This window comes from Aeromicrobium sp. CF3.5, assembly GCF_051262695.1.
In the GTDB taxonomy this organism is placed as follows: domain Bacteria; phylum Actinomycetota; class Actinomycetes; order Propionibacteriales; family Nocardioidaceae; genus Aeromicrobium.
On record NZ_JBIMEZ010000009.1, the window covers coordinates 1 to 25,441 of the forward strand.

At 68.9% G+C, this 25,441-nt stretch carries 24 protein-coding genes; 13 read left to right on the plus strand and 11 right to left on the minus strand.

Annotated elements, in window-relative coordinates:
* Nucleotides 1-37 precede the first annotated feature (37 nt).
* Nucleotides 38-1,159, plus strand: a complete 1,122-nt coding sequence (locus ACHAA3_RS14630) for a SpoIID/LytB domain-containing protein (RefSeq protein ID WP_435709776.1) — start codon at nucleotides 38-40, stop codon at nucleotides 1,157-1,159.
* Between the two features lie 14 nt (nucleotides 1,160-1,173).
* Complete coding sequence (locus ACHAA3_RS14635) at nucleotides 1,174-1,572, plus strand: hypothetical protein (protein ID WP_435709777.1); 399 nt, start codon at nucleotides 1,174-1,176, stop codon at nucleotides 1,570-1,572.
* Nucleotides 1,573-1,587: 15 nt separating this feature from the next.
* On the opposite strand, the gene ACHAA3_RS14640 is transcribed toward ACHAA3_RS14635, so the two are convergent.
* Nucleotides 1,588-3,357, minus strand: a complete 1,770-nt coding sequence (locus ACHAA3_RS14640; protein WP_435709778.1) for an acetyl/propionyl/methylcrotonyl-CoA carboxylase subunit alpha — start codon at nucleotides 3,355-3,357, stop codon at nucleotides 1,588-1,590.
* A 109-nt stretch (nucleotides 3,358-3,466) separates the two neighbouring features.
* On the opposite strand from ACHAA3_RS14640, the gene ACHAA3_RS14645 reads away from it, so the two are divergent.
* The 5 genes from ACHAA3_RS14645 to ACHAA3_RS14665 all read left to right on the plus strand — a co-directional run bounded on the left by ACHAA3_RS14645 (nucleotide 3,467) and on the right by ACHAA3_RS14665 (nucleotide 8,465).
* Nucleotides 3,467-4,648: an acyl-CoA dehydrogenase family protein gene (locus ACHAA3_RS14645; protein ID WP_435709779.1), complete on the plus strand. Its 1,182-nt coding sequence runs from the start codon at nucleotides 3,467-3,469 to the stop codon at nucleotides 4,646-4,648.
* A 107-nt stretch (nucleotides 4,649-4,755) separates the two neighbouring features.
* Nucleotides 4,756-6,003 carry a class I SAM-dependent methyltransferase gene (locus ACHAA3_RS14650; RefSeq protein WP_435709780.1) on the plus strand — a complete coding sequence of 416 codons (1,248 nt, stop codon included), beginning with the start codon at nucleotides 4,756-4,758 and terminating at the stop codon, nucleotides 6,001-6,003.
* On the plus strand, nucleotides 6,000-6,788 hold the full coding sequence (locus ACHAA3_RS14655; protein WP_435709781.1) for a glucose-1-phosphate cytidylyltransferase: 789 nt from the start codon (nucleotides 6,000-6,002) through the stop codon (nucleotides 6,786-6,788). Before ACHAA3_RS14650 ends, ACHAA3_RS14655 begins: the two co-directional genes overlap by 4 nt.
* A gap of 10 nt (nucleotides 6,789-6,798) precedes the next feature.
* Nucleotides 6,799-7,443 carry a PIG-L deacetylase family protein gene (locus ACHAA3_RS14660; protein ID WP_435709782.1) on the plus strand — a complete coding sequence of 215 codons (645 nt, stop codon included), beginning with the start codon at nucleotides 6,799-6,801 and terminating at the stop codon, nucleotides 7,441-7,443.
* Entirely contained in the window at nucleotides 7,440-8,465 is a 1,026-nt protein-coding gene (locus ACHAA3_RS14665; RefSeq protein ID WP_435709783.1) for an NAD-dependent epimerase/dehydratase family protein, read from the plus strand. The genes ACHAA3_RS14660 and ACHAA3_RS14665 overlap by 4 nt, the downstream gene beginning before the upstream one ends.
* A gap of 5 nt (nucleotides 8,466-8,470) precedes the next feature.
* Here the strand turns inward: ACHAA3_RS14665 and ACHAA3_RS14670 are convergent, their stop codons facing one another.
* Nucleotides 8,471-9,040, minus strand: coding sequence for a dTDP-4-dehydrorhamnose 3,5-epimerase family protein (locus ACHAA3_RS14670; protein WP_435709784.1), 570 nt, complete (start codon nucleotides 9,038-9,040; stop codon nucleotides 8,471-8,473).
* A 32-nt stretch (nucleotides 9,041-9,072) separates the two neighbouring features.
* On the opposite strand from ACHAA3_RS14670, the gene ACHAA3_RS14675 reads away from it, so the two are divergent.
* On the plus strand, nucleotides 9,073-10,203 hold the full coding sequence (locus ACHAA3_RS14675; protein ID WP_435709785.1) for a class I SAM-dependent methyltransferase: 1,131 nt from the start codon (nucleotides 9,073-9,075) through the stop codon (nucleotides 10,201-10,203).
* Here ACHAA3_RS14675 and ACHAA3_RS14680 read toward each other — a convergent pair.
* The gene (locus ACHAA3_RS14680) at nucleotides 10,178-10,675 is read right to left on the minus strand and encodes a hypothetical protein (protein ID WP_435709786.1); all 498 of its coding nucleotides are present in this window, start codon (nucleotides 10,673-10,675) and stop codon (nucleotides 10,178-10,180) included. The two genes, ACHAA3_RS14675 and ACHAA3_RS14680, sit on opposite strands and share 26 nt — an antisense overlap.
* Before the next feature lie 26 nt (nucleotides 10,676-10,701).
* Here ACHAA3_RS14680 and ACHAA3_RS14685 point away from each other — a divergent pair, with 26 nt between their 5' ends.
* Nucleotides 10,702-11,826 (plus strand): glycosyltransferase family 4 protein, encoded by a 1,125-nt coding sequence (locus ACHAA3_RS14685; protein ID WP_435709787.1) that lies wholly within the window; start codon nucleotides 10,702-10,704, stop codon nucleotides 11,824-11,826.
* On the opposite strand, the gene ACHAA3_RS14690 is transcribed toward ACHAA3_RS14685, so the two are convergent.
* Genes ACHAA3_RS14690 through ACHAA3_RS14700 form a run of 3 tightly spaced genes read right to left on the minus strand, consistent with a single transcriptional unit; the run spans nucleotide 11,792 to nucleotide 16,154 of the window.
* A complete protein-coding gene (locus ACHAA3_RS14690; protein ID WP_435709788.1) occupies nucleotides 11,792-12,826 on the minus strand; it encodes a glycosyltransferase family 4 protein in 1,035 nt (344 codons plus the stop codon). The two genes, ACHAA3_RS14685 and ACHAA3_RS14690, sit on opposite strands and share 35 nt — an antisense overlap.
* A complete protein-coding gene (locus tag ACHAA3_RS14695; protein ID WP_435709789.1) occupies nucleotides 12,823-14,733 on the minus strand; it encodes a glycosyltransferase in 1,911 nt (636 codons plus the stop codon). The genes ACHAA3_RS14690 and ACHAA3_RS14695 overlap by 4 nt, the downstream gene beginning before the upstream one ends.
* Nucleotides 14,730-16,154: an oligosaccharide flippase family protein gene (locus ACHAA3_RS14700; RefSeq protein ID WP_435709790.1), complete on the minus strand. Its 1,425-nt coding sequence runs from the start codon at nucleotides 16,152-16,154 to the stop codon at nucleotides 14,730-14,732. The genes ACHAA3_RS14695 and ACHAA3_RS14700 overlap by 4 nt, the downstream gene beginning before the upstream one ends.
* Before the next feature lie 98 nt (nucleotides 16,155-16,252).
* Between ACHAA3_RS14700 and ACHAA3_RS14705 the strand changes: the two genes are divergently transcribed.
* Complete coding sequence (locus tag ACHAA3_RS14705; protein ID WP_435709791.1) at nucleotides 16,253-17,317, plus strand: glycosyltransferase family 4 protein; 1,065 nt, start codon at nucleotides 16,253-16,255, stop codon at nucleotides 17,315-17,317.
* 13 nt (nucleotides 17,318-17,330) lie between these two features.
* On the opposite strand, the gene ACHAA3_RS14710 is transcribed toward ACHAA3_RS14705, so the two are convergent.
* Nucleotides 17,331-17,975: a GNAT family N-acetyltransferase gene (locus ACHAA3_RS14710; RefSeq protein WP_435709792.1), complete on the minus strand. Its 645-nt coding sequence runs from the start codon at nucleotides 17,973-17,975 to the stop codon at nucleotides 17,331-17,333.
* Between the two features lie 30 nt (nucleotides 17,976-18,005).
* Between ACHAA3_RS14710 and ACHAA3_RS14715 the strand changes: the two genes are divergently transcribed.
* The 3 genes from ACHAA3_RS14715 to ACHAA3_RS14725 are packed head-to-tail and all read left to right on the plus strand — an operon-like array spanning nucleotide 18,006 to nucleotide 22,259.
* A complete protein-coding gene (locus tag ACHAA3_RS14715) occupies nucleotides 18,006-19,619 on the plus strand; it encodes a hypothetical protein (protein ID WP_435709793.1) in 1,614 nt (537 codons plus the stop codon).
* A complete protein-coding gene (locus ACHAA3_RS14720; RefSeq protein WP_435709794.1) occupies nucleotides 19,612-20,931 on the plus strand; it encodes an O-antigen ligase family protein in 1,320 nt (439 codons plus the stop codon). The genes ACHAA3_RS14715 and ACHAA3_RS14720 overlap by 8 nt, the downstream gene beginning before the upstream one ends.
* Nucleotides 20,928-22,259, plus strand: a complete 1,332-nt coding sequence (locus tag ACHAA3_RS14725; RefSeq protein WP_435709795.1) for a glutamate-1-semialdehyde 2,1-aminomutase — start codon at nucleotides 20,928-20,930, stop codon at nucleotides 22,257-22,259. Before ACHAA3_RS14720 ends, ACHAA3_RS14725 begins: the two co-directional genes overlap by 4 nt.
* An 82-nt stretch (nucleotides 22,260-22,341) precedes the next feature.
* Here the strand turns inward: ACHAA3_RS14725 and ACHAA3_RS14730 are convergent, their stop codons facing one another.
* The 4 genes from ACHAA3_RS14730 to ACHAA3_RS14745 are packed head-to-tail and all read right to left on the minus strand — an operon-like array spanning nucleotide 22,342 to nucleotide 25,437.
* Complete coding sequence (locus ACHAA3_RS14730; RefSeq protein ID WP_435709796.1) at nucleotides 22,342-22,944, minus strand: Maf family protein; 603 nt, start codon at nucleotides 22,942-22,944, stop codon at nucleotides 22,342-22,344.
* Nucleotides 22,941-23,588 (minus strand): hypothetical protein, encoded by a 648-nt coding sequence (locus ACHAA3_RS14735; RefSeq protein WP_435709797.1) that lies wholly within the window; start codon nucleotides 23,586-23,588, stop codon nucleotides 22,941-22,943. Before ACHAA3_RS14735 ends, ACHAA3_RS14730 begins: the two co-directional genes overlap by 4 nt.
* A gap of 2 nt (nucleotides 23,589-23,590) precedes the next feature.
* Entirely contained in the window at nucleotides 23,591-23,839 is a 249-nt protein-coding gene (locus ACHAA3_RS14740; protein WP_435709798.1) for an acyl-CoA carboxylase epsilon subunit, read from the minus strand.
* Complete coding sequence (locus tag ACHAA3_RS14745; protein WP_435709799.1) at nucleotides 23,839-25,437, minus strand: acyl-CoA carboxylase subunit beta; 1,599 nt, start codon at nucleotides 25,435-25,437, stop codon at nucleotides 23,839-23,841. Before ACHAA3_RS14745 ends, ACHAA3_RS14740 begins: the two co-directional genes overlap by 1 nt.
* Between the last annotated feature and the right edge of the window lie 4 nt (nucleotides 25,438-25,441).

Here is a 25,441-nt window from a genome sequence, read left to right on the forward strand (position 1 = left end):
TCCATACTCGAGCAAGGTCACTGCCAAAACGAGCAGCGTGACTAACTCGGTCAACACCCGCAGCGTCGGCTCGGCCAGCAGCGTCACGTTCGACGGCCACGGTTACGGACACGGCATCGGCATGAGCCAGTACGGCGCCCGTGGTGGGGCGTTGCAGGGCAAACTCGCCTCACAGATTCTGGCCACCTACTACCCCGGGACGGCCCTGAAGTCGCAAGCTCGGTACATCCGCGTCCTGGTAGGCGCAGACGATGACGGCTCCACCGCTGTCGTGGCGCAGTCGGGTCTGAGGTTCCTGCAAGGCTCGACGAGCCTCTCTCTTCCGACAACGGTGTCCGGACGTGCCGTGTCGTACTGGCGGATCGAGCCGCTGTCCGCTGATCGGCGCAAGTCGGTGCTGCGGTACAAGTCCGGATCGACTTGGCGGACCTACAACAACATGACGTGGAGCGGATCGGCGGACTTCGCGGCGACCACGATGCGTCTGGCGCTGCCCGGTGGTGGGACGACAACGTACCGGTACAAGATCCGTGCCGCGCAGTCGAGCTCTTCAGCGACCACTCGCCGCACCGTCAACGTGCTGAACCTTGATGACTACACACGCGGCGTCCTCGCGCGTGAAGTGCCCGCATCGTGGCCGACCGAGGCGCTGCGTTCCCAGGCGATCGCGGCGCGAACCTACGGACTGCGCTCGATCAGCTCGAGCCGGTACTATGACATCTGCGACACGACCTCGTGCCAGGTGTACGGAGGCGCCAGCGCGGAAGACTCGCGCACGGACGCCGCAGTCGCCTCGACCTCTAATCGAGTCCTGATGTACGGCAGTGCACCGGCCCTGACCCAGTTCTCCTCATCCTCGGGAGGGTTCACCAACGCGGGCAGCCAGCCCTATCTGAGGGCCGTGGCTGACCCGTGGGATGGCGCTTCGGGCAACCCCAACCACGACTGGACCTCCACAGTGGCAGTGTCGACCATCGAGCGCGCCAACCCGTCCATCGGTTCGTTGACGAGGCTCGAGGTCGTGAAGCGCAACGGCCATGGCGACATGGGCGGACGCGTCGTCTCGCTGAAGCTGGTGGGATCCAGGGGGTCGGTCACGGTCAGTGGGCCGGTCGCGCGCTTCGCTTTCGGCCTGAAGTCGGATTGGTTCGGGTTCTGAGTCACACTGAGTCCGTGCGTGCCCACGTGACCTCGTTCGCCCGCTCGGCGGCCCTGGCCGCCGCAGCCAACATCGTGTCGATCGCGTTCGCAGCGTGGGTGCTGCCCGGATTCACGATCAAGCTCGGCTGGTTCGCCTTCGCGGTCGTGCTCTTCACGATCCTGACGCTGGTGCTGCGGGGTGTCGTGATGAATCTGGTCAGCCGATTCACACGCGCCTACGTGATCATCGGCGGCCTGGTGCTGACGTACCTCGGACTACTCATCACCGACCGCGTGACCCCGAGCGAAGGATTCGCGATCGACGGCTGGCTCACGTGGGCGGGTGTGACCGTGCTGGTGTGGGCAGCCGGTATCGCCTACGGCGAGGTCGACCAGCACGCACCTCCCGAGGTCCCGCCCGTTCGCCGCTGACGCGCTGCGAACCGCTCAGGCCTGCTCGGCGTCCTTGATCTCGGCGAGGACGTCACCCGAACCCACCGCAGCGCCGACCTCGGCCGACAGGCCCGTGATCACGCCGGCCTTGTGGGCATTGATGGGTTGTTCCATCTTCATGGCCTCGATGACGAAGATCCGGTCACCCTCGGCGACCTCCTGACCCTCCTCGACACTCACCTTGACGATGGTGCCCTGCATGGGAGCGGTGAGCGAGTCGCCGGACGCAGCAGCGCCGGCGCCCCCGCCGGCCTTGCGCTTGGGCCTCTTGGCACCGCCAGCGGGGGCAGTGGCTCCGAGTCCGCCGGGAAGCACGACCTCGATGCGCTTTCCGCCGACCTCGACGACCACACGTTCGCGCTCGCCGGGCTCATCAATCTCCGACGTGCCGACGTAGGGCTCGAGCTGGTTGTCGTAGTCGGTCTCGATCCACGTGGTGTAGACGTCGAACGAGCCATCGGCCGCGGTGTAGGCCGGGTCGTCGACGACCGAGCGGTGGAAGGGAATCGCCGTGGGCATGCCGTCGACGACGAACTCGTCGAGGGCGCGACGCGAACGCTCGAGCGCCTGCTCGCGGGTGCGGCCCGTGACGATCAGCTTGGCCACCAGGGAGTCGAACGCGCCGGGCACGGTCTCGCCCTCCTCGTAGCCGCCGTCGATCCGCACGCCGGGTCCCGACGGGGGAGCCCACTTCGTGAGGGTGCCGGGCGCTGGCAGGAAGCCCTTGCCGCCGTCTTCGGCGTTGATGCGGAATTCGATCGAGTGGCCGACGATCTCCGGATCGCCGTAGCCCAGCTCCTCGCCGGCGGCAATGCGGAACATCTCGCGCACGAGGTCCAGACCGGTGACCTCCTCGGAGACCGGATGCTCGACCTGCAGGCGCGTGTTGACCTCGAGGAAGCTGATGGTGCCGTCGCGGGCGACCAGGAACTCGCAGGTTCCGGCGCCGACGTACCCGGCCTCGCTGAGGATGGCCTTGCTCGACTCGTACAGACGCGCCACCTGGTCCTCGGTCAGGAACGGCGCGGGCGCCTCCTCCACCAGCTTCTGGTGGCGACGCTGCAGCGAGCAGTCGCGGGTCGACACGACCACGACGTTGCCGTGACTGTCGGCGAGGCACTGGGTCTCGACGTGGCGCGGCTTGTCCAGGAACTTCTCGACGAGGCACTCGCCACGGCCGAAGGCGCTGACGGCCTCGCGGGTGGCCGACTCGAACAGCTCGGGAATCTCCTCCAAGGTGCGTGCGACCTTGAGGCCGCGCCCGCCACCACCGAAGACGGCCTTGATGGCGACCGGGAGACCGTGCTCCTCGGCGAAGGCCACGATCTCGTCTGCAGTCTCGACGGCGTCCTTGGTGCCCGGCGCCAGGGGAGCCTTGGCCTTCTCGGCGATGTGCTTGGCCTTGGCCTTGTCGCCGAGGTTCTCGATGGCCGAGGGCGGCGGTCCGATCCAGATCAGCCCGGCGCCGATGACGGCCTGGGCGAAGTCGGCGTTCTCGGCGAGGAATCCGTAGCCGGGATGCACGCTGTCGGCGCCGGACTTCTGAGCCACGGCGATGATCTTGTCGATCGACAGGTAGGAGTCGCCGGGGGTGGAGCCCTCCAGCGAGTGGGCCTCGTCGGCGAGCCGCACGAACAACGCATCTCGGTCCGGCTCGGCGTACACGGCGACCGAGCCGATCCCGGCGTCCTTGCACGCCCGGACCACGCGTACGGCGATCTCGCCGCGGTTGGCGATCAGGACCTTCGACAGGGGCTTGCTCACAGAACTGACTCCTCGTAGGTGGTGCGTGCTGTGCAGGTGGATGCCTGCCGCAGTCTAGAACGTCGCGCGTGGTTAACGGGCGTTAACCTCATCTTGCTACGGTCAGGGCATGCCGTATGAACTTTCGCCCGAGCACGAGACCTTCCGACGCAGCGTCCGCGACTTCGCCGAGGGCGAGATCGCTCCGCGAGTGGCGCAGTGGGACAAGGACCACCACTTCCCGATCGACACCGTGCGTCAGATGGGCGATCTGGGATTGTTCGGCATCACCGCTCCTGAGCAGTTCGGCGGGGCCGATGGCGACTTCACCAGCCTGTGCATCGCGATCGAGGAGCTCGGGCGGGTCGACCAGTCGATCGGCATCACGCTGGAGGCAGGAGTGAGCCTCGGCATCAACCCGATTCTCACCTTCGGCACCGAGGAGCAGAAGCAGCAGTGGCTCCCCGAGCTGGTGGCCGGGCAGAAGCTGGCGGGCTTCGGCCTGACCGAACCCGGAGCCGGATCCGATGCCTCGGCCTCGACCACCAAGGCCGTGCTCGACTCGTCGGAATCTGGGGGGAGCGAGTGGGTCGTCAACGGGGCCAAGCAGTTCATCACGAACTCCGGCAGCGAGATCACCTCGTGCGTGACCGTCACCGCTCGGACCGGGACTCGCGAGAACGGTTCGCCGGAGATCTCGGCCATCATCCTCCCGGCGGGAACGCCCGGTTTCGTCGCCGAGGCGCCCTACGACAAGCTCGGATGGCACATCTCGGACACGCACCCGCTGTCGTTCACCGACGTCCGTGTCTCGCAGGACCACCTGCTGGGCGAGCGCGGTCGCGGGTACGCGCAGTTCCTGGCCACGCTCGATGACGGCCGCGTCGCGATCGCGGCCCTGGCCGTCGGGCTGATCCAGGGGTGCCTCGATGCGTGCGTGCAGTACGCAGGTGAACGGACCACGTTCGGCGTGCCGATCGGCAGCAAGCAGGGAGTCGCGTTCCAGATCGCCGATCTCGCCGTCAAGGCCGAGGCCGGCCGTGCCCTGACCTACCAGGCAGCCGCGATGAAGGACGCCGGCGTCGGGGGAGCGGCGTTCAAGCAGGCTGCCTCGATCGCCAAGCTGTACACCTCCGAGGCCGCCGTCGACGCCACCCGGATCGCGACCCAGGTGTTCGGCGGCTACGGCTTCATGGAGGAGTACCCGGTGGCTCGGTTCTACCGTGACGCCAAGATCCTCGAGATCGGCGAGGGCACCTCGGAGATCCAGCGCATGCTGATCGCGCGGGGTCTTGGCCTGCCGGTCGAGTGACTGGCTCACGCGTGACCTAGCCGGAGAAATTCGGGCCGAGTCGCGTCACAGAAGGGTCGCGGAACCCTCTTCGTCGGTGTATCGCACCTCGAGGAGAGAAGAATCCCGTGTCCTGTCGCCTGTGCGGATCCGAACGCCTGCGAAGCGTCCTGGATCTGGGCGCCACACCGCCGTGTGAGCTGTTCCTGACCGCAGAAGGCCTGGCCGCCCCTGAACCGACCTATCCGCTGAACCTGCACCTGTGCGAAAGCTGCCTCCTGCTGCAGATCCCCGCGCTGATCCTGCCCGAGGAGACGTTCGTCGACTACGCGTACTACGCGTCCTTCTCCGACTCCTGGGTCGAGCACGCCCGGCGGTACGTCGACACCGCGGTCGAGCGGCTCGCGCTCGGTGCGGACTCGCGGGTCGTGGAGGTCGCCAGCAACGACGGCTACCTGCTGCAGCACGTGGTCGAGCGCGGCATCACCTGTCTGGGCATCGAGCCGTCGGTCAACGTCGGTGAGGCCGCCCGCGAGCGCGGGGTTCCCACCCTGACCGCGTTCCTCGACGAGGCACTGGCCGACCAGGTGCGGGCCGAGCACGGCCCGGCCGACCTGGTGGCCGCCAACAACGTGTACGCCCACATCCCGGACCTGCTCGGCTTCACCCGGGCCCTGCGCACCCTGATGGCCGACGACGGCTGGCTGACCATCGAGGTGCACCACGCGCTGAACCTGGTCACGCTCGGACAGTTCGACACGGTGTACCACGAGCACTTCCAGTACTACACCGTCCTGTCGATCACCCGGGCGCTGGCGACTGCCGGCCTGACGGTCGTCGACGTCGAGCTGCTGGCCTCGCACGGTGGCTCGATCCGGGTGTGGGCGCGGCCCGAGGCCATCGCCGGCGAGCCGTCTGCGGCGGTCGATGAGGCGCTTGCCGCGGAGAAGGCCGCAGGACTGCACGAGGTGGCCGGCTACCTCGACCTCGAGCCGCGCGCCCAGCTCGTTCGGCAGAACCTGCTGCGCTTCCTGCTCGATGCCAAGGCGGCCGGCAAGCGGGTCGTGGGATACGGCGCACCGGGCAAGGGCAACACCCTGCTCAACTACTGCGGCATCCGCTCGGACCTGCTGGAGTACACGGTCGACCGCAACCCGTACAAGCACGGTCGATTCACCCCGGGCACCCGCATCCCGATTCACGCGCCCGACCGCATCAAGGCCGATCAGCCGGACGTCGTGCTGATCCTGCCGTGGAACCTCGAGACCGAGATCGCTCGTCAGCTGTCCTTCGTCACCGCGTGGGGTGGCGAGCTGATCTCGCCGCTGCCCGACGTGCACCCCGTCCTCACGAGCCCCGAGGTGGTCGCATCATGAAGGTCGTCCTGTTCTGTGGTGGCTACGGCATGCGCATGCGCAACGGCGAGGGGGACATGCTGCCCAAGCCGTTGCAGATGGTCGGGTCAAAGCCGTTGCTGTGGCACGTCATGAAGTACTACGCGCACTTCGGCCACACCGAGTTCGTGCTCTGCCTCGGCTACGGCGCGCAGCAGATCAAGGACTTCTTCGCCGAGTACGCCCGCCGACAGACCAGCGATTTCGTGCTGCGCGGAGGGCGGGTCGAGGTCCTCGGCGACGCCGGCGCCCAGTCCGACGTCTGCGACTGGACCATCACCTTCGTCGACACCGGGTTGGAGACGCCGATCGGCGAACGGCTGCGCCGGGTCCGGCCCTACCTCGACGGCGACGAGTACTTCCTGGCCAACTACGCCGACGTCCTCTCAGACGCACCGCTCGACGACATGGTCGAGCGGGTGCGCTCCACCGGCGCTGCTGCCTCGATGATCGTGGTCCCACCGCAGTCGTCGTTCCACGTCGTCGACGTCGGCGCCGACGGCCGGGTGGTGCAGATCCAACCCGTCAGCAATCTGCCGATGGGGGAGAACGGCGGGTACTTCGTGCTGAGCCAGGAGGTCTTCGACCACCTGCCAGAAAATGGTGACCTCGTCGCCGACGCGTGCGGCGCCCTGCTCGAGCATGGTCGACTCCTCGGCTACCAGTACGACGGATTCTGGAAGCCGGCCGACACCTTCAAGGAGCGTGCCGAGCTCGACCACGCGTGGACCGACGGCTCTCGCCCGTGGGCCGTGTGGGAGAAGTGACGACCGCGTGATGCCCCTCGGACTCGGGCACGTCACCGAGATCGCCCTGCTCGCCGCTCACTGCGACGATCTCGCGATCGGCATGGGCGGCACGCTGCTGACCCTCGCGGCCGCGCAGCCCGATCTGACCGTGCGAGCGCTGGTGCTGACCGGCGGCGGGACGGAGCGCGAGGTCGAGGAACGGACCGCCCTCACGTCGCTCGTGGGGTCATTCGAGCTGACGGTGCACGACCTCCCCGACGGCCGAACCCCGGCGCACTACGACGCCGTCAAGGATGCGGTCCGTGACTTCGCCAGCACCAGTTCCGCCCAGGTCGTGTTCGGCCCCCAGCGCCGTGACGCGCACCAGGACCACCGGCTGCTGGCGGAGATCGCGCCCACCGAGTTCCGCAACCATCTGATGCTCGGCTACGAGATCCTCAAGTGGGAGACCGACACACCCCAGCCGACCGCCTTCGTGCCGTTGTCGGACCGGACGGCCGAGCAGAAGGTGCAGATCCTGATGGACAGCTATCCGTCGCAACATCTGCACGACTGGTACGAGCCCTCGTCGTTCCTCGCCCTGTCCCGGCTGCGTGGCATCCAGTGCCGGGCACCCCACGCCGAGGCCTTCGTCGTGGACAAATGGCTCATTGATCTCGGAGGTCACGCATGAAGGTCCTGCTCACCGGGCACCAAGGATATCTCGGCACGGTCATGGCGCCGCTGCTCGTCGAGGCCGGGCACGAGGTCACCGGCCTCGACTCGGGACTCTTTGCCGAGTGCGTCCTCGGCCCCCCGGTGGACGACCCCTCCACGCTGGCCCTCGACCTGCGCGACGTCGAGCCGCATCATCTCGAGGGCTTCGACGCGGTGGTCCACCTCGCCGCGCTGTCGAACGACCCCCTCGGTGCCCTCGCACCCGACATCACCTACGACATCAACCACCGCGCCTCGACCCGACTGGCCACCGCGGCCAGGACCGCAGGTGTCTCCCGATTCCTCTACGCCTCGACGTGCTCGGTGTACGGCTCGGCCGGCGACGGACTGGTCGGCGAGGACGCTCCCCTCAACCCGCTGACGCCCTACGCCGAGAGCAAGGTGCTGGTCGAGGGCGATCTGTCGGCGTTGGCCGATGACACCTTCAGCCCGTCCTGCCTGCGCAATGCGACCGCGTTCGGCTTCTCGCCGCGCCTGCGCGCCGACATCGTGCTCAACAACCTGGTCGGTCACGCCGTGCTGACCGGTGAGATCACGGTGCTGTCCGACGGCACCCCGTGGCGGCCGCTGGTCCACGCGCGCGACATCGCCGCTGCCTTCATCGCGACTCTCGACGCTCCTCGTGAGGTCGTGCACGACCAGGCGTTCAACGTCGGCACCGAGGGCAACAACGTCACGGTCGCCGAGATCGCGCAGGCCGTCGCGGACGTCGTGCCCGATGCCACGCTGAACATCACCGGCGAGACCGCGGGCGACCCCCGCTCGTACCGGGTGGACTTCTCCCGCGTGCGCGACCTGCTGCCCGGCTACGACGCCGCGTGGAGCATCGCCGACGGCGCGCGTGAGCTGTACGACAAGTACGTCGAGTGCGGCCTGACCCAGGTCGACTTCGACCAGCGATTCACCCGTCTGGCCCACCTGCAGCGTCGCCAGAGCGCGGGGACGCTCGATGAGTCGATGAGAGTCCGGTCGTCGTGATCGACCTACTGCTCCAGGCGTCGGGTCAGGTCCTCCCAGGTGCCTGCCGCACGATCGCGAGTCGACACCACGCCGATCGGCAGCGGCCAGGCGATCTGCAGATCCGGGTCGTCGAAGGCCACCGACACGTCCTCGGACGGCTCGTGCGGTCGGTCGATCCGGTAGCAGACGTCGGCGTCGATGTCGCTGGTCACCTGAAAACCGTGCAGCATGCCGGGCGGGACGAACAGGTGGGCGTGCGTCACGTCGTCGAGCACGAAGGACTCCTGACGACCGAATGTCGGCGACCCGGGGCGGGCGTCGACCAGGACGTCGAGCACCGAACCGCGCGCGCACCGCACCAGCTTGGCCTCCCCGCGCCCGAGTCGTCCGTGCATGCCGCGCACCACCTGCGGATGCGAACGCGACTGCGAGTCCTGGGTGAAGTCTCCCGACCGCACCGACCCGCCGGATGCGTACTGATGGGCGTCGAAGATCTCCGTGTCGAAGGTGCGGGTGAAGAATCCGCGATCGTCGCTGCTCGGCACGGGAATCAGCAGGAGAACACCGGGCAGGGTGGTCGTCTCGACTCGCATGCGGTCACTATCGCAGCATCGGAGGGTTCGCCGTGACGACCCCGCAGTGCTGTGCCTGCCGATCACCGCGGACCACGCTCGTGCTCGATCTGGGATCGGTGCCACCGGCGGACGTCTTTCCGGCCCGGTCCGACCCCGGACCTGATCGGTCGAGCCCGCTGGCCATGATGATCTGCGGCGACTGTGCCCTGGCGCAGATCGTGCAGGACGACACGGCTCCCGAGGAGCCCCGGGGCGTGGAGCCGCAAGCACTCATGGACCAGGCAGAGGTCGCGGTGAGCACTGCCGAGGCGGCTGGATGGCTGCCCGCCCGCGGGGCGCGCAGCACGGTTCGTGAGTTTCCGAGCCCGCACGGCGGGACGTGGCTGCCGTTGCTCGTCGACCGCGGACACGTGGTCGGTGAGACGACTGCCGCCGCCGACGTCGTGCTCGACAGCTTCGGCGTCATGCACGAGCCCGACCAGCAGGCCGCCTGGCAGGTGCGGGCCGACGCCACGTCCGCCGACGGTGTCCTGATGGTCCAGGTCCACACGCTCGCTGCGATCGTGCAGGCCCGCCAGTGGACCTCGCTGCGCCACGGGCACGCCGCCTACTACTCGCTGACCTCGCTGCAGCGGCTGCTGGCCGCAGTGGGGATGAGTGTCGTCGACGCCGCGACCTTCGCGCTGTACGGCAGCATCGAGTCAGGGGAGGTGGTCGACGGGACCTTGCTGATCGCTGCCCGCCACGGCGACCACCCGGCCTCGACGCGGGTCGAGCAGATCGCGGCCCACGAGGCCCGGCTCGGTGTCGCCGATCCCACTGCCCTGTCCGAGCTGCAGGACAGCGTCGACCGAGACACCGAGCGCCTGCGTGCCTGGTTGACCGCGTTGCGGGACCAGGGCAGGTCGGTGATGGCCTATGGTGCGGCGTCCCGGACGGTCGCGCTGTTCGCACTGGCTCGGCTCGACCGTGGCCTCGTCGCGGCCGTCGCGGACGGCTCACCGGCCAAGCAGGGGCGACGCATGCCTGCGACCGACGTGCCGATCGTGGCACCTGAGGACCTCGTCGCGGCGTCACCGGACACGGTCTACGTGACGCTGCCGGACCTGGAACCCGAGCTGCGGTGCGCCTGGCCCCAGCTGGAGGGCCGTTGGATCACGTCACCGGAGGATCAGTGCTGAGCCGGGCCCACAGGGTCCACTGCCGGACGTCGCCCCAGGGCGGCGATCCAGCACCCTCGAGCCGGAAGCCCGCGTTCGGCAGTGCCTCGATCACGACGGACTGCTCCTCGCACGCCCACACCGCAGCGCGATGGTTGCCCCGTTCGAACGACGCGTCGGCGAGCACGGTCAGCACGGCGACGACAGACGCTGCCGGGGAGTCCACCGTCCAGCTGAGTACCGACTCGGCGGTCGAGGTGCCCGCGTCGTCATGCGTCGTCACCTCACCGACGGTGTGGCCGGCGAGTCGGACCGGACGTCGTGGGCCGAGCTCGAACGACACGGACCCGTGGGGCGTGTCGCCCTGCACGGGGCCGACGTCGACGCGGTGCCGCGTCGACCGGAACCGGCGAGCACGTCGCACCCCGATGCGCAGCGCAGGAAGCAGCAGCATCAGCCAGGTGCGGAGCACCTCACCGATCGGACGCCGCATGCTGCTGATCCTAGGGCGTGTCGTCGATGGCTGAGGTCGACTCGCCCCTGCGCGTGCTCGCGGTGGGCCCGGCTCCCGCCGGACCGGACAGCCGAGGCGGCATGGCGTCGGTCATGACGCTGATGGCCGCCCACCCCGACCCGTCCGTCACGGTCCGGGTCGTCGCCACGTTCATCGACCGATCGGCACCACGCCGGCTCGCTCTCGGGGTCCGTGGCATGGCGGTGGCCTCAGCCCTCGTGCTGGCCGGTCGCGTCGACGTCCTGCATGTCCACCTCGCCCACGGGGGCAGCGTGGTGCGCAAGGCGGCGCCGCTGCTGGCCGCGCGCATGCGCGGGGTTCCCACCGTGATCCACGCCCACAGCTACGACTTCGCCGGATGGATGTCGCGCCTCCACCCCGTCGTCCGGTCCATTGCCCGCTGGGCCCTGCGAGCCGATCGCTGGGTCGTGCTCGGCAGCAGTCACGTCGACACCTTCGCGCCGCTGCTGAAGCTTCCGGTGGGCCGGTTCGTGGTCCTGCACAATCCGGTCGTGCTTCCCCCGACGAGACAGGTCGGACCGGAGCAGGCAGACGGCGGCGAGTGTCCCACCGTCGTCACGGCGGTCGCGCTCGGGCGACTCGGGGTGCGCAAGGGCAGCTATGACGTCGTGGCAGCGGTGGAGACCATGTCGATCTCGAGCCGAGCACGCCTGCACATCGTGCTGGCCGGCGACGGAGAGGTCGATGAGATGGTGCGGACGGTCCGCGAAGCCAGCCTCCAGGACACCATCGAGGTGCGGGGGTGGCTTGCACCTGCGGAACGAGACGCGCTCATGGCGCAGGCCGAGGTGTTCGTGCTCCCCAGCTACGACGAGGGGCTCCCGATGGCTCTGCTGGAGTCCATGGCCCACGGACTCGCTCCCATCGTCACCCCGGTGGGCGGAATTCCCCACGTGATCAGCCACGACGTCGAGGGTCTTCTCGTCGATCCGGGGGACATCAGCGGTCTCGCCGCGGCGCTGACGTCGCTGGTCGAGGACGACGATCGCCGAGGACGGCTCAGGGCCGCGGCGCGCCAGCGTGCGGAGGACTTCGAGGTGTCGCGGTGGTACGCGGCCCTGACCGACCTATGGGTCAGGCTCGGGCGACCCGCCCGAGGGCCTCGCTGAGCGCAGCGCCCACCGCCGCGGGGGCGTGTCGCTGCTCGAACGCCCGACGGGCCGTGATGCCAGCGTCTGCGGCGTGCTCGGAGTCGGCCAGCACGTCGAACGCCCGGGCGAGCCCGGCCACGTCGTCGATGTCGACGACGGGCCCGCCGGGAGGTTGCAGCTCGGGCAGCCCGCCCTGGTCCGACACGATCGGCATGACGCCCAGCTGCATGGCCAGCACCTGCACGCCGCTCTGGGTCGCCCGTCGGTAGTGGGCGACGGACGCCTTGGCCCGTGCGATCGTCTCGACCTTGTCCGCGTAGCGGAAGGAACCACGTTCCCACCGCACCCCGAGGGGAAGGTCGAGATCCTGATCGGCCTCCCCGATCAGGATCAGGTGGTCGCCTCGGTGGCCGGGGCCCTCGCGGTGTCGGGTCCAGGCCTCCAGCACCAGCGGGATGTTCTTGTACCCGTTGAGCCGACCGGTGAGCACGAAGTCGCGTCTCTCCCGGGCCGGAACGAGTGCGGGCACGCGCGACTCGGCAAGATCGCTGGCCAGCGGAGTCACGGTGGTCGGCACGCGAGCACGGGTCGAGGCGACCCGGTCGCTGACGTACTGACTGTGCGTGATCGTCAGGCAGGAGCTGGCCCGCCAGCGGGCGAAGGCACGGCGCTCCCATGCAGGCAGCTGTTCGTGGTCGTCGTGCGGACGGTCGTCATGCACGATGTCGACCCGCGGCGCCGAGCGATCCAGCAGCATCCAGCGGGGATCTCGCACCAGCTCGGTCACCACGACATCGGGAGCGAAGTCGCGCACCTGGCGTCGCAGCCGGCAGAACTCAGGCCACGTCGAGGGTCGCTTGAACCGGGTGTCGACGACCCACTCGCCGTCCACTGCGGGGCCGGACTCGGGGTGTTGGTCGGTCGTCACGAGTCGCACGTCGGCTCCGGCCGCACGCAACGCGTCGGTCTGCACGCGCGAGAGCGGACGCATCCACGGCGACAGCCACAGGACCTTCATCGGTGCATCGTCTCGCGGATTGCGGCCTCGTAGCCGTCGGCCATCGACTCGATCGTGTAGTGCTCACGCATCCGTTCGAATCCGCGATCGGCCAGCTCGGACAGATCGGCACGCCGGTCGAACAGGTCGACCAAGGCGCGGCGCCACCCTGCCACCGTCACGTCGTCGACGACGATGCCGGCGGCACCATGATCGAGCACGTCGGGCACGGCGCAGGAGGACGAGGCGATCACCGGCAGTCGGCGTGCCATGGCCTCCAGGATGGTCAGGGGGAACGCCTCGGCCCGGCTCGGCAGGCACACGACATCGGCCTCAGCCAGTGCCGGGCCCGGGCCTGCGGACCAGCCACGCCACCGCACCCGATCGCGCAGGTCGGTCGGGGTCAGGGCCTCGAGGCGGACCCGATCCGGGCCGTCGCCCCAGATGTCGAGCGTCCAGGGCAGGTCGGGAAGACCGGCGAGTGCCTCGACGAGGAGATGGGGGTTCTTGTGCTCGACGATGCGCGACAGCATGACCAAGCGCAGGGGGTCGCGGAGGGGCGGGGGTGATGGCACGTCGCCCAGGTCGGCGGCGTGGACGACACCGTTCGGCACCTCGAACCAGTGCCGCGCGACATCGCCGTGTGCGCCGAGCTGTTCTCGGTGACGCGGCGACAGGGCGATGAAGCCATCGGCCCGCCGCATGGCACGGGCCAGCGCCGGGGAGTAGGTCGGACCGTCCGCATTCGGCGGGACGTGCGCGCCGACGAGCCACCGGCGGTCACGACGACGTCGCCGCCACAGGGTGCCGAACCCGGTCTCGGTGTTGGTGTCCCCGGTGATCAGGATGCTCGGACCGTCCGGCAGGTCGACGTCCGGCGCCCACCACGGCTGCCGCACGACCCGAACGGCGTGCGGCACCTCGGCGATGAGGGGGCCGAGTCGCTGCAGGCACACGATCGTGACGTCGTACCCGCGATGCACCAGCTCGGTGGCGAGCACGACGTGGTGCCGCTCGGCCCCGCCGTAGACCAGACGATTGATCGTGAGGATGACCGCCGGCTTGTCGGTCCTGGGGTGCTCGCGACGGTGCCTGCGCTTGGAGCGCTGCAGGTGATCGAGCAACGACGTGCCCGCCAGGTAGGCATCGGCACGGCGGTGGGAGGTGCGGTGGCCGATCTCGAGCGCGATGTTGGCGCGCAGCAGGTCGCCGGAGCGGCGCGCCGCGACCGAGGACGAACGAGTGGTGCCAGCAGCCTCGTGCACGATGCCGGGCTCGTCGACCAGGCGGAGACGCCACCCGGCGGCGCGGGCCCGTGCCTGCCACTCGGTCTCCTCGCCGTACAGAAAGAACTCCTCGTCGAAGCTGCCAATCTCGTCCCATGCTGCGCGGTTGATCGCGAGACAGGCGCCCGTCAGGTAGCCGTCGACGTCCTGGGGTGGAGTCCTGTACAGCTCGGAGAGGGGGGTTCCACGGAGCCGGGAGGCGTACCCGGCCGCAGACACCAAGGCGCTGATCACGGTGCGTTCGCGGTGGGCCACGTCCCAGGCTTCTGCCCCGGCCGGCGACGCGGCGACGTCCAGAGGAGCGGCCACGGCCACGTCGGGCTCCCGCATGGCGGCGAGGGTCGAGGTGAGCGGGCTCTGCAGCACGGCATCGGGGTTGAGCAGCAGGAGGTCGTGACCTGCGACGGTCGTGGCCAGCACGTTGACGGCGGCGGCGAAACCGAGGTTGGGACCACCGCGGTGCCAGATGGCCTCGGGGTGGGACTGCTCGACGGGATCGACCTCGGCTGCGTGCTCGGCCGAGTTGTCGAGCACGTGCACCGAGGCGTCGGGCAGGTGCTCGGCCACGGCAGCCAGGCACGCCTCGAGCAGGAACGGCGTGCGGTACGCGACGATCAGCACGGCGAGGGGGCGATCGGTCATCGGGTGTCCTCACGGCGCAGGAGCTCGCGGACGGTCGAGATCCGGACGGGCCCCAGGGTGAGGTTGACCCCGAGGTAGACGACGACGGCGGCCAGGAGGGCCGGAACGAAGGATGCGGAGCCCTCGTGGAGGAGCTCGGCGACCGCAGCCGAGGCGATGACGGGGATCGACAATCGAGCGAGGAACAGCCACGGCGTGCGGTAGTCGCTGAGCTGGCTCAGGCGGATCGTGGTCACCACGAGACCGATCAGCTCGGTCACGATGAGAGCGACGGCGGCTCCCACGGCTCCCATGGCCGGGATGAGCGCGAGGTTGAGCGCGATGTTGATGACCAGGCTGATGATGTTCAGCCGCAGCAGGAACACCTGCTGGTGCGAGGCGAACAGGGCCTCGGAGGACACCGAGTTGATGAACGTGATGCCGACGGCGACGAACAGCAGGGCGAGGGTGAGCCCGGCCTGATCGGTCAGCTCCTCGGAGCTGATCAGCTCGAGGATCGGCGCCGCCAGGATCGTGCCCACCACGGCGATCGGGAGGCCCACGAACAGCATCGACTCCACGGCACGTCCGATGAACTCCGCGAAGGCCCGGGAGTCCTCCGCGAAGAGCCGCGTCGTCGTCGACAGGGTCGAGGCGCCGAAGAAGGTCGTGACCACCGAGAGCGTGAAGGCGAACGTGTAGGCCACGTAGTAGGTGGCGGTCGACTCCGCAGTGCCGAGCAGACTCAGCAGGACGCCGTCGAGGCGCCAGTACAGGACGCCGATGATCAGCACACCGGTCTGCGGGAGGCTCTCCTTGATCAGGTCCCAGCTCTCGCCGAGATCGAAGATGGGCCGCCAGTCGATCAGGCGCGAGGCAGCGATGCCCTGCACCACGAGCACGATGATCGGGGGGACGAGCTGCACCACGGCGAACCACAGAAGCCCCGCGTCCGCACGCACCAGGACGAGCGTGAGGCCGAACGAGAGAACTCGACCGAGCACGTCCGAGACGGCCACGGCGGTGAATCGCACGGTGGCGAGGAACACCGGATCCAGGCAGCTGCTGATGGTCGTGAGCGTGAGACCGATCGCGACGATCGGGATGAGCTGCACCACCTCGGGCGTGTCCTGCAGCGAGTAGATGACGACGCCGCTGCCGACCGCCGCTGCCGACAGGGGGATGCAGTAGATCAGGGACAGTCCGGTGTTGAGTCGCACCAGGTGGCCGAGGTCGGCCCCCGCCCCCGTGACGCGACGCACGATGACCGCCCCGATGCCCAGCTCGGTGAGGCTGGTCCACAACGAGATGAACAGGATGGCAGCAGTCAGCTGACCGTACGTGGTGCCACCCAGGTGACGGACCGTGATCGACAGGGTGAAGATCGAGGCCAGCATCCCGGCGATGCGAAAGATCAGCTGTTGACTGAAGGCTCCGGCCATCCGTCGAGCTGAGGGACTCGAATCCACCAGGAGGGTCTTGCGCTGGGGGGCACGACCAGCGCTACCCTCGTCGGAGTCATCCGAGGAGAGGTCAACGCGTGCGGGTGTACATCCCTCTTCCGGTGGGAACGTCGTCTCGACAGTGGGCCGATCGCTCGGCGGCTGGTGAGGTTCCCGACGCGTCGCCATACGGACTGCACCACCTTCATGACCACGGATTCGACGTCACGTTCGGTGACAGCGAGCTGACAGGGGTTCGTGCTCGGGCGGCGCGATCGGTGCGGCACCGCACGGGCGGACTCGAGCTGGTCGAGCACCACACGATGAGCAAGAGGATGCAACGACGATCTTCTGACGTGACTTTGGCCTACGACGAGCGGACGGGTGTTCCGGCGGCGTTGCGTGGACACCGGCGGTCCGCGGCGCCGGTCGTCACGGGGGTGGGTTGGCTCACGACCCGCGACGCCACCGCCCCGGTGCAGCGGCACCTGGTGCAGCGCGCCCTGTCGCGCGCCACATCGGTGTGGACCCAGTGCAGTGCCATGGTTCCGATCCTGTCGGCGGAGTGGGACGTGCCCGAGGTCCACTACGTGCCCGTGGGCATCGACACCGACTTCTACGCGGAGCATGCGTGGGAGCTGGCCGGCCAGCTCGTGGTGAGCGCGGGGGAGGACCGCTTCCGCGACCACGACCTGCTGATCGATGCGGTGCATCGCGTCCGGCGGCAGCTGCCCGATCTGCGATTCGAGCTGGCCACCGCACTCCCGGTCTCGATCGATCCGGCCCTCGACACGCTGCACACCGAGCGGATGGGCGGGCGGATGCGAGATCTCTACGCCCGCAGCAGCGTGGTGGCCGTGGCCCTTCGCCCCACGCCGACGGGCTCGGGACTGACCGTCGTGCTCGAGGCCATGGCCAGTGGTCGCCCGCTCGTCGTCACCGCCAATCCGGGCATCTCGGACTATGTGGTGCACGGGGAGACCGGCCTGCTGGTCCCACCGAACGACCCGGAGGCCTTCGCCGGAGCCCTGCGTGCCCTGCTGCTCGATCCGGATCGTTGCGAGGCGATGGGAGCCGCGGCGGCGCAGACGGCCCGGCGCGACTTCACGTCTGCGGCGATGAGTGCCTCGCTGGCCGATCTGCTCAGGAGGGCCGTCGGCTAGTCCTGGCGTGCGCTCAGAGCATGGGATCGGTCATGCCGCGCGCCAGGTCCGCCAGCTGGTCGGCGTCGCGCTCGAGCCACCAGATGTCGTGGTCGACCGGCACTCCGTCGTACGGGCGCAGCTCTCGCGAGACCGCACGTTCGGTGAATCCCCAGTGAGCGAGCAGGCGTCGTGGTCCGGGGTTGTTCGCGGCGATCGGGGCCATCACCCGGGGGACGCGCGCCGGAAGCTGGTACAGCCGGAGCAGGCTGCTGGCTGTGACCCAGGCGGTGACGTCTCGCGACGTCCCGCGGGCGAACCAGAACGAGATCTCGGCGGAGCCGGTGGTGGGGTCGAGGTGGAAGTTCACCTCACCGAGGACGCGCCCGTCCACGTGGGTGGCGAGCAGGGGCACGCGGAGTCCGGCCCGGACGGCGCGTCGTTGCTCCACGAGGTGCTCGACCCAGGTGGTCAGGCTGGTCTCGCCGAAGACGTTTCGCATGCGTTGGCCGTCTCGACGACGGGTCGCGACCCATGCGGGCCCGTCGGACCAGCGGGCCTGCCGCAGGAAGATCAGGTCGTCGCCGATCCGGACCGGCCCGATCGGCGTGGCCGCGGTCCGTCGAGAAAGTCGATCGAGGCGAAAGTTCCCGTCATGATCGATGCCCCGCGTGCTCATACAGGGAGAGTACCTGTCTGAGGAGGAGCCATGAGAGTGGACGAACTGATGCGTTCGTTGGTGCGTCGACCCGTCGCGCTGCTGTTGATCGTCGTGGTGGCTGCTGCGGCTGGCTACCTGGGGTACGACCGAGCGGCCAACACGTATCAGAGCTCGGCCACGGTGCTGGTCGTGCCGCCGATGACCCCGGAGGCCGACGGCACGATGGACAATCCCTTCACGCGCCTCGACTTCAGCACCGCGCAGCTGGCCCTCGTGGTCGCCACCCAGCTGGAGTCCGACGGGGTTCGCGACCGCGTGGTCGCGGCCGGCGGCAGCGGACAGTACGACGCCGACACCCTCAGCGGCAGCAACAACGCCACGGCCCAGCTGACCCCCCAGGTGAACCTCACCGCCACGGCCGCGACCGCCGGGGGCGCTGAGGCTGCCATCGGCGTGCTCACCAACCAGGCCTCGGCGCAGCTCACCGCGGTCCAGTCGGCCTCCAACGTTCCCTCCGCGACCCGGGCCGAGATCGTGGTCTCCAGCCCGCCCACCGCTCCGGCTCTGGTGGGAAACCCCCAGGTGCGCGCCGCCGGCGTCTTCGGCCTCGCAGCGGGGTTCGTGAGCCTCCTGGTGCTCGTCGCAGCGATGCCGCTGCTCGAACGGCGATCGCAGCGCCGCGCTGCCGCTGCCGACGAGCGGTCGACGTCGAAGTCGGAGCGGAAGTCCAAGCAGGAGCGGAAGTCGGAGCGGAAGCGGAAGTCGGAGCGGAAGCAGGAGCGGGAGTCGAAGCGGGAGCGGAAGTCGAGGCGGAAGTCGGAGCGGAAGCAGGAGCGGGAGTCGAAGAGGGAGCGGAAGTCGAGCCGGAAGTCCGAACGCAAGTCAGAACGGGAGTCGGAGCGGGAGCGCAAGCGGGAGTGGAAGTCGAGGCGGAAGTCCGAACGCAAGTCGGAGCGGGAGTCGGAGCGGGAGCGCACGCGCAAGCGGAAGTCGAAGTCGAAGGTGAAGCCGGCGCCGGAGTCGGAGCGCACATCGAAGCCGAAGTCGAAGCCGGAACCACAGGCGGAGGTGGTGGAGCCCAAGCCCAAGCCCAAGTCGAAGCGGACGTCCAGCCCGAGCCCCTCGCCCGAGCCGCGGCCGACGACGGTCGGCGGCGGCGTTCCGGGCGTGGTCTTCAACGCTCCGACCCTGACGCGTCCAGCGTGGGACGACTCAGCACCAGAGGACTCAGCACCCGTCGACTCAGAACCAGTCGACTCAGCATGGGACGACTACTCAACACCAGATGATTCAGAACCAGATGATTCAAAACCAGATGATTCAGAACCAGTCGACCCGGAACCAGTCGACCCGGAACCAGTCGACCCGGAGCCAGTCGACCCAGCACCAGTCGACCCGGAACCAGTCGACCCAGCACCGGCGACCCGCGGCGCCGTCTCTGCCGGCCGGCCGGGCTCACTGCGTCGTCAGGAGATCCTGCGTCAGATGGTTCGCGATGACTATCGGCGCAGTGGAAGCCATCTGGCATGGTCCCGCGCGGAACAGCGTGCCGCCTATCTGCGTGCCGAGGAGCGGCTGAACGAGAAGGGGTTGCATCGGGACCACGACGGGCGGACGGTCGTCGATCTCGGCGACCACGTGTCGTACCGCGATCATGGATAGCGTCGCGCGTCCCACGGGTTCGGTCGATCAACGGTCGGCTGCCGGCTTCGGTTCTGGAGTCGTGGCGGTCGTCGCGATCCTGACGCTCGGCACTCGCCAGTCGCAGGTCGTCCCGTTCTCGTTGGGCCTGACGCCCAGCGTGGTGATCGTGTACGGCTGCCTGGTCGCTCTGCTGCTGTGCTGGTTGGCGAGGCAGACCATCGCAGCGCCCCACCGCACCACGCTGCTGCTGGTCATGGCGATGATGGCCACCACGTTGATCTCCTCAGCCGCTCTGATGCTGCGCGGTCCGGACGAGACCGCAGCCACGAACTCGCTGCTCGCCGTGGTGCGCGAGTCCTGGTTGCTGGGCCTGGTGCTGTTCATCCTCGTCGTCGTTCGCTCCCGCGCGGGCCTGGAGAATCTGATGCGCGGGATCGTCGTCGGCGCGACGCTCAGTGGGGTCGTCGGGCTGCTGGCGGTGTACCTGAACCTCGATCTGTCCTCACTGATCTCGGTGCCCGGCCTGTCGGACCAGGGCTCGCTGCTGACCAGTGACCTGCAACGAGCCGGCAGTGTGCGCCCCCAGGGCATGGCGGGGCACCCGCTGGAGCTGAGCGCGGTCCTGACCGTCGCGTTTCCGCTCGCGGTCGCTCTGACGGCCGCCGAACGACGTCGGGGCCACACCGGGGTGCTGTGGGCACTCGCATCGTTGGTGCTGCTGATCGCGGCGCTGTCGACGATCTCGCGGTCGGCCGTGATCGCGGCCGTGGTCGCACTGGTCGTGATGGCCTGGTCGTGGCCGGTGCGGCGGGTTGCCGCGCTCGTCGGTGCAGCGATCGTGGCGGTCTTCATCGCGATGGCGCTGGGTGTCTCCGTGGTCACCCGCATCGCCGATGTGCTGACCGGGGGATCGCAGGACGCGTCCCTGGCCTCGCGGAGCAACGGCCTGGACTATGCGTTCGCCGCGATGCCCGACCACTTGTGGTTCGGTCAGGGCATCGGCACGTACGACGTGCAGAAACAACCTGTGCTCGACAACTACTACCTGGGGCGCGCGGTCGAGGGTGGACTGCTGGGACTTCTGGCCCTGGTGGTGCTGCTCCTGGGCATCGTGCTCGTGGCCGTGGCGGCCCGTCGTCGGTTCGCAGATCTCGGTGACGACAGCACCAGCGAGCTCGTCAACGGCATCGTCGGCTCCATCACCGCACTCATCGTGATCGGGCTGATCCTCGACGTTCCCGCCTTCCAGCAGATCTCGACGCTGCAGTTCCTCCTCGTCGCCCTGGCCGGTGTCGCAGCCACGGTGGCCAACGAGGGTGCGACCTCGTGACCGATCAGCCGATGCTGCCGCGCTCCACCGACCTGCAGGCGCGCCTGCACCGCGTGGTGCCCGGCGGCGCCCACACCTACGCTCGTGGGTCCGATCAGTACCCCGAGGGAGCTGCCCCCGTGCTGACCCATGGAGAGGGAGCCCGGGTGTGGGACGTCGACGGTCGCGAGTACGTCGAGTACGGCATGGGACTGCGGTCGGTCACCCTCGGGCACGGGTTTCGACCGGTCGTCGACGCGGTCAGCGCAGCCATCGGGCGGGGGAGCAACTTCAGTCGGCCCACGGAGCTGGAGCTCGAGGCGGCTGAGGCCTTCCTCGAGCTCGTGCCGACGGCGGACATGGTCAAGTTCGCCAAGAATGGATCAGACGCCACCACTGCGGCCCTGCGTCTGGCTCGAGCCTTCACGGGTCGCGACACGGTGGCGATCTGTCGTCAGCCCTTCTTCTCGGTCGACGACTGGTTCATCGCGAGCACCGACATGTCGGCCGGAACAGGCCGCGGCGCGATCGAGCGGACGGTTCGATTCGACTACAACGATCTGGAGTCGTTGGAGTCGGCCCTGGCCGGCGACGACGTGGCCTGTGTCTTCCTCGAGGCCGCCACCGGTGCCGTGGAGCCCGCACCGGGCTTCCTGGCCGGGGTGCGCGCGGCGTGCGACCGGCACGGGACGCTGCTGGTGCTCGATGAGATGATCACCGGGTTTCGCTGGTCGGCCAGCGGTGCTCAGCACGTCTACGGCGTCACTCCGGACCTGTCGTGCTGGGGCAAGGCCATGGGCAACGGCTTCCCGGTCTCCGCGCTGGCCGGGCGTCGCGAGGTCATGGAGCTCGGTGGTTTGAACACCGACGCCGACCGAGTGTTCCTCCTGTCCACGACACACGGCCCAGAATCGGGCGGACTGGCTGCATTTCTCGCCGTTGCCGAGGCCTATCGGACGACAGACCCGGTGGGTCGCATGGAGGCTGCAGGACTACGGCTTGCCGAAGGAGTGCGTCAGGTGGCGTCTGCGATGGACCTGACCGATCACGTGACGGTCGGTGGCCGACCGTCGTGCCTGGTCTTCGGGACGCGCGACCCGGACGGCGAACCCAGCCAGGCCTGGCGCACCCTGTTCCTGCAGGAGCTGGTGCGCCACGGTGTGCTGGGACAGTCGTTCGTCGTGTCTGCGGCCCACACCGACGCCGACCTCGAGCACACCATCGATGCGGTTGCGCAGGCCTGCGCGGTCTACCGGGCGGCCCTGGACACCGGCTCGGTCGACGGATTCCTGCACGGTCGTCCCGTGGCCCCCGCGCTGCGCTCCAAGGCGGCCCCCCGTCGCCTCTGACCGCCGAGGAGTCACGCAGACCCGGTGAGGAGTCACGTAGACCCGGTGAGGAGTCACGTAGAACGGCCCACGAGTCGCTCGATCAGGGCAGACGGTTCCACAGCGTCGGCCACGCGATGCCGAGATCACCGACGAGGTCGCGCAGAAGTGGCAGCGACAACCCGACGACGTTGTGGTGGTCGCCCTCGATCGCTCGGATGAACGCCCCACCCAGGCCGTCGATCGTGAAGGCACCGGCCACGTTCAGCGGCTCACCTGTCGCGACATAGGCGTCGATCTCGTCGTCGGTCACGTCGGCGAAGTGCACGATGGTCTGGGCGCTCTCCACGAACTCCTCGCCGCCGCGTCGCACGCAGTGACCGGTGAACAGCACACCTGATCCGCCGCGCATGCGTCGCCATCGTCCGGCCGCCTCGACCGGGCCGATGGGCTTGCCGAGGATGTCGCCCTCGAAGGAGAGGACGGAGTCCGCACCGATCACCAGAGCTTCTGGGTCACCGAGCAGCTCGTCGACCGCCCTGCACTTCATCTGCGCGAGGGCCGTGCTCAGGTGAGCCGCGTTCTTCGAGGCCACGCGGTCCTCGTCCACTCCGGAGACCACGACCTCGGGATCGATGCCCGCTGAGCGGAGCGTCGCGAGTCGGGCCGCTGACTGGGAAGCCAGAACCGTGCGGATGGTGCTCATGCGGCCTCCGGGTAGGTGACGTGACGGGCGTCGAGCCGTGGGTGCAGGACGATGCGTTCGATCAGGCGCCGCGACCCGCCGATGCCCATCGTGTTGTGACCCGCGTCGGCCGCGACCGACCAGCTGTGATCGGCGGGCCACGTCAGGTTGGGGATGCTGATCTGGCGCGCCGGCCAGTCGACCGCGATCGGGCGCGCGCCCCAGGATCCGGCCTGGTCGAGCGGTCCGCGGAACAGCAGGAACTGCCGTTCGCCGATGGCCACTCGCGGAGCACCCATGATCGTCGCCCCGAACGCAGGAGGCACCTGCGGCGGACGGGGTTTGCCGAACATGCGGGTGAACCACTGGCCGGTGTCGCTCAGAGCAGTGAGCATGCCCACGGCCTCGGTGCCGTCGATGTCTCCCCAGCCGTCCCAGAGGGCGAAGAGGCATTCGCGTCCGGCATCGGTGGTGTGCTGGCGCAGGAGCGAGGCGAGGTCGTCGAAGACCTCGCTCTCGGGCCGCCAGACGTCGCCGACGGGAAAGCTGACTCGGCAGTAGGCCTCGAATCCGGGCGGACCCAGCTCGACCAGGGTCGACCAGTGCACAGCGGCCCCGGCCCACCACTCGGCGAGCGCGACGTCGCGTGTGTGCTGCAGGGTCACGGTCAGCCCCAGGCCGAGCGGCGCCACTGATCGGCACCGACCCGGAGAGGTTGACGCACCAGGCGGGCGGGATGCCCCCATTCGGAGCGGCGGCGACCAGGCCTGCGCGACGCCGACTGGGCGGCGGCAGCGTTGCGCGCCGCGACGACGACAACCAGCGCGGCGAGCTCTTCGGGGGTGAGATCGCCCTTGACCACCCGCAGCACGGGCTGGGCGGGTGCTGCGGACTCCTCGGGCGTGTCCTGGGGCATCAGAGGGGGATGTTCCCGTGCTTCTTGGGCGGCCGGGTCTCCCGCTTGGTCTTGAGCAGACGCAGGGACTTCACGATCTCGGCACGCGTCTGGTGCGGTGCGATGACCTGGTCCACGTAGCCTCGTTCGGCGGCGAGGTACGGGTTGCACAACGTGTCCTCGTACTCGGTCATCAGCTGGGCGCGCAGCGTGTCCGGATCGTCCGAGGCAGCCAGCTCCTTGCGGTACAGGATGCCGACGGCGCCGGACGCACCGACGACCGCGATCTGTGCCGACGGCCAGGCGATGTTCATGTCGGCGCCCAGGTGCTTGGAGCCCATCACGTCGTAGGCGCCGCCGTAGGCCTTGCGGGTGATGACGGTGATCAGCGGGACGGTGGCCTCGGCGTAGGCGTAGATCAGCTTGGCACCTCGGCGGATGATGCCGTTCCACTCCTGGTCGGTACCCGGCAGGAACCCGGGCACGTCGACGAAGGTGAGGACGGGGATGTTGAACGCGTCGCAGGTGCGCACGAACCGTGCGGCCTTCTCGGAGGCATCGATGTCCAGGCAACCGGCGAGCTGCATTGGCTGGTTGGCGACGACACCGACGCTGCGGCCCTCGACGCGGCCGTAGCCGATCACGAGGTTGGGCGCGAACAGCGGCTGGACCTCGAGGAAGTCCCCGTCGTCGACCACGGTCTCGATGACCGTGCGGATGTCGTACGGCTGGTTGGTCGAGTCAGGGATCAACGTGTCGAGCGCCTGGTCGGCCTCGTTGGGCGCGAGATCCGCAGGCTCGTCGAAGACCTCGGCTTCCTCCATGTTGTTCTGCGGCAGGAAGCCGATGAGGGCCTTGGTGTACTCGATCGCGTCGGCCTCGTCGGCGCCCATGTAGTGGGCGTTTCCGCTGCGCGTGTTGTGCGTGCGAGCGCCACCGAGGTCCTCCATCGTGACGTCCTCGCCGGTGACGGTCTTGATGATGTCCGGACCGGTGATGAACATGTTGGAGGTCTTGTCGACCATGATCACGAAGTCGGTCACGGCGGGGGAGTAGACGTGTCCGCCGGCGTTGGCGCCCATGATCAGGCTGATCTGCGGGATGACGCCGGAGGCGTGCACGTTGCGCTGGAAGATCTCGCCGTACAGGCCCAGTGAGACGACGCCCTCCTGGATGCGAGCGCCCGACCCCTCGTTGATGCCGATGATGGGGCAGCCGGACTTGATCGCCAGGTCCATGACCTTGACGATCTTCTCGCCGTAGACCTGGCCGAGGCTGCCGCCGAAGACGCTGAAGTCCTGGCTGAACACGCACACCTGGCGCCCGTCGATCGTGCCGTAACCGGTGATGACGCCGTCTCCGAGGGGACGATTCTTCTCCAGACCGAAGTCGGTGGCACGGTGGCGTGCGAGGGCGTCGAGCTCGACGAACGACCCCTCGTCCAGCAGCTGGTCGATGCGCTCGCGCGCACTCTGGCGACCCCGGGCACTCTGCTTCTCGTGGGCGCGGGCAGCCATCTCGACCTCGGCAGCGTCGCGGCGCTCCAGGAAGTCGGACAGGCGACCGGCCGTGGTGTGCAGCTCGGGCTTCTCTTCGATCTGTGCGTCAGCGTCGTTCACGCGC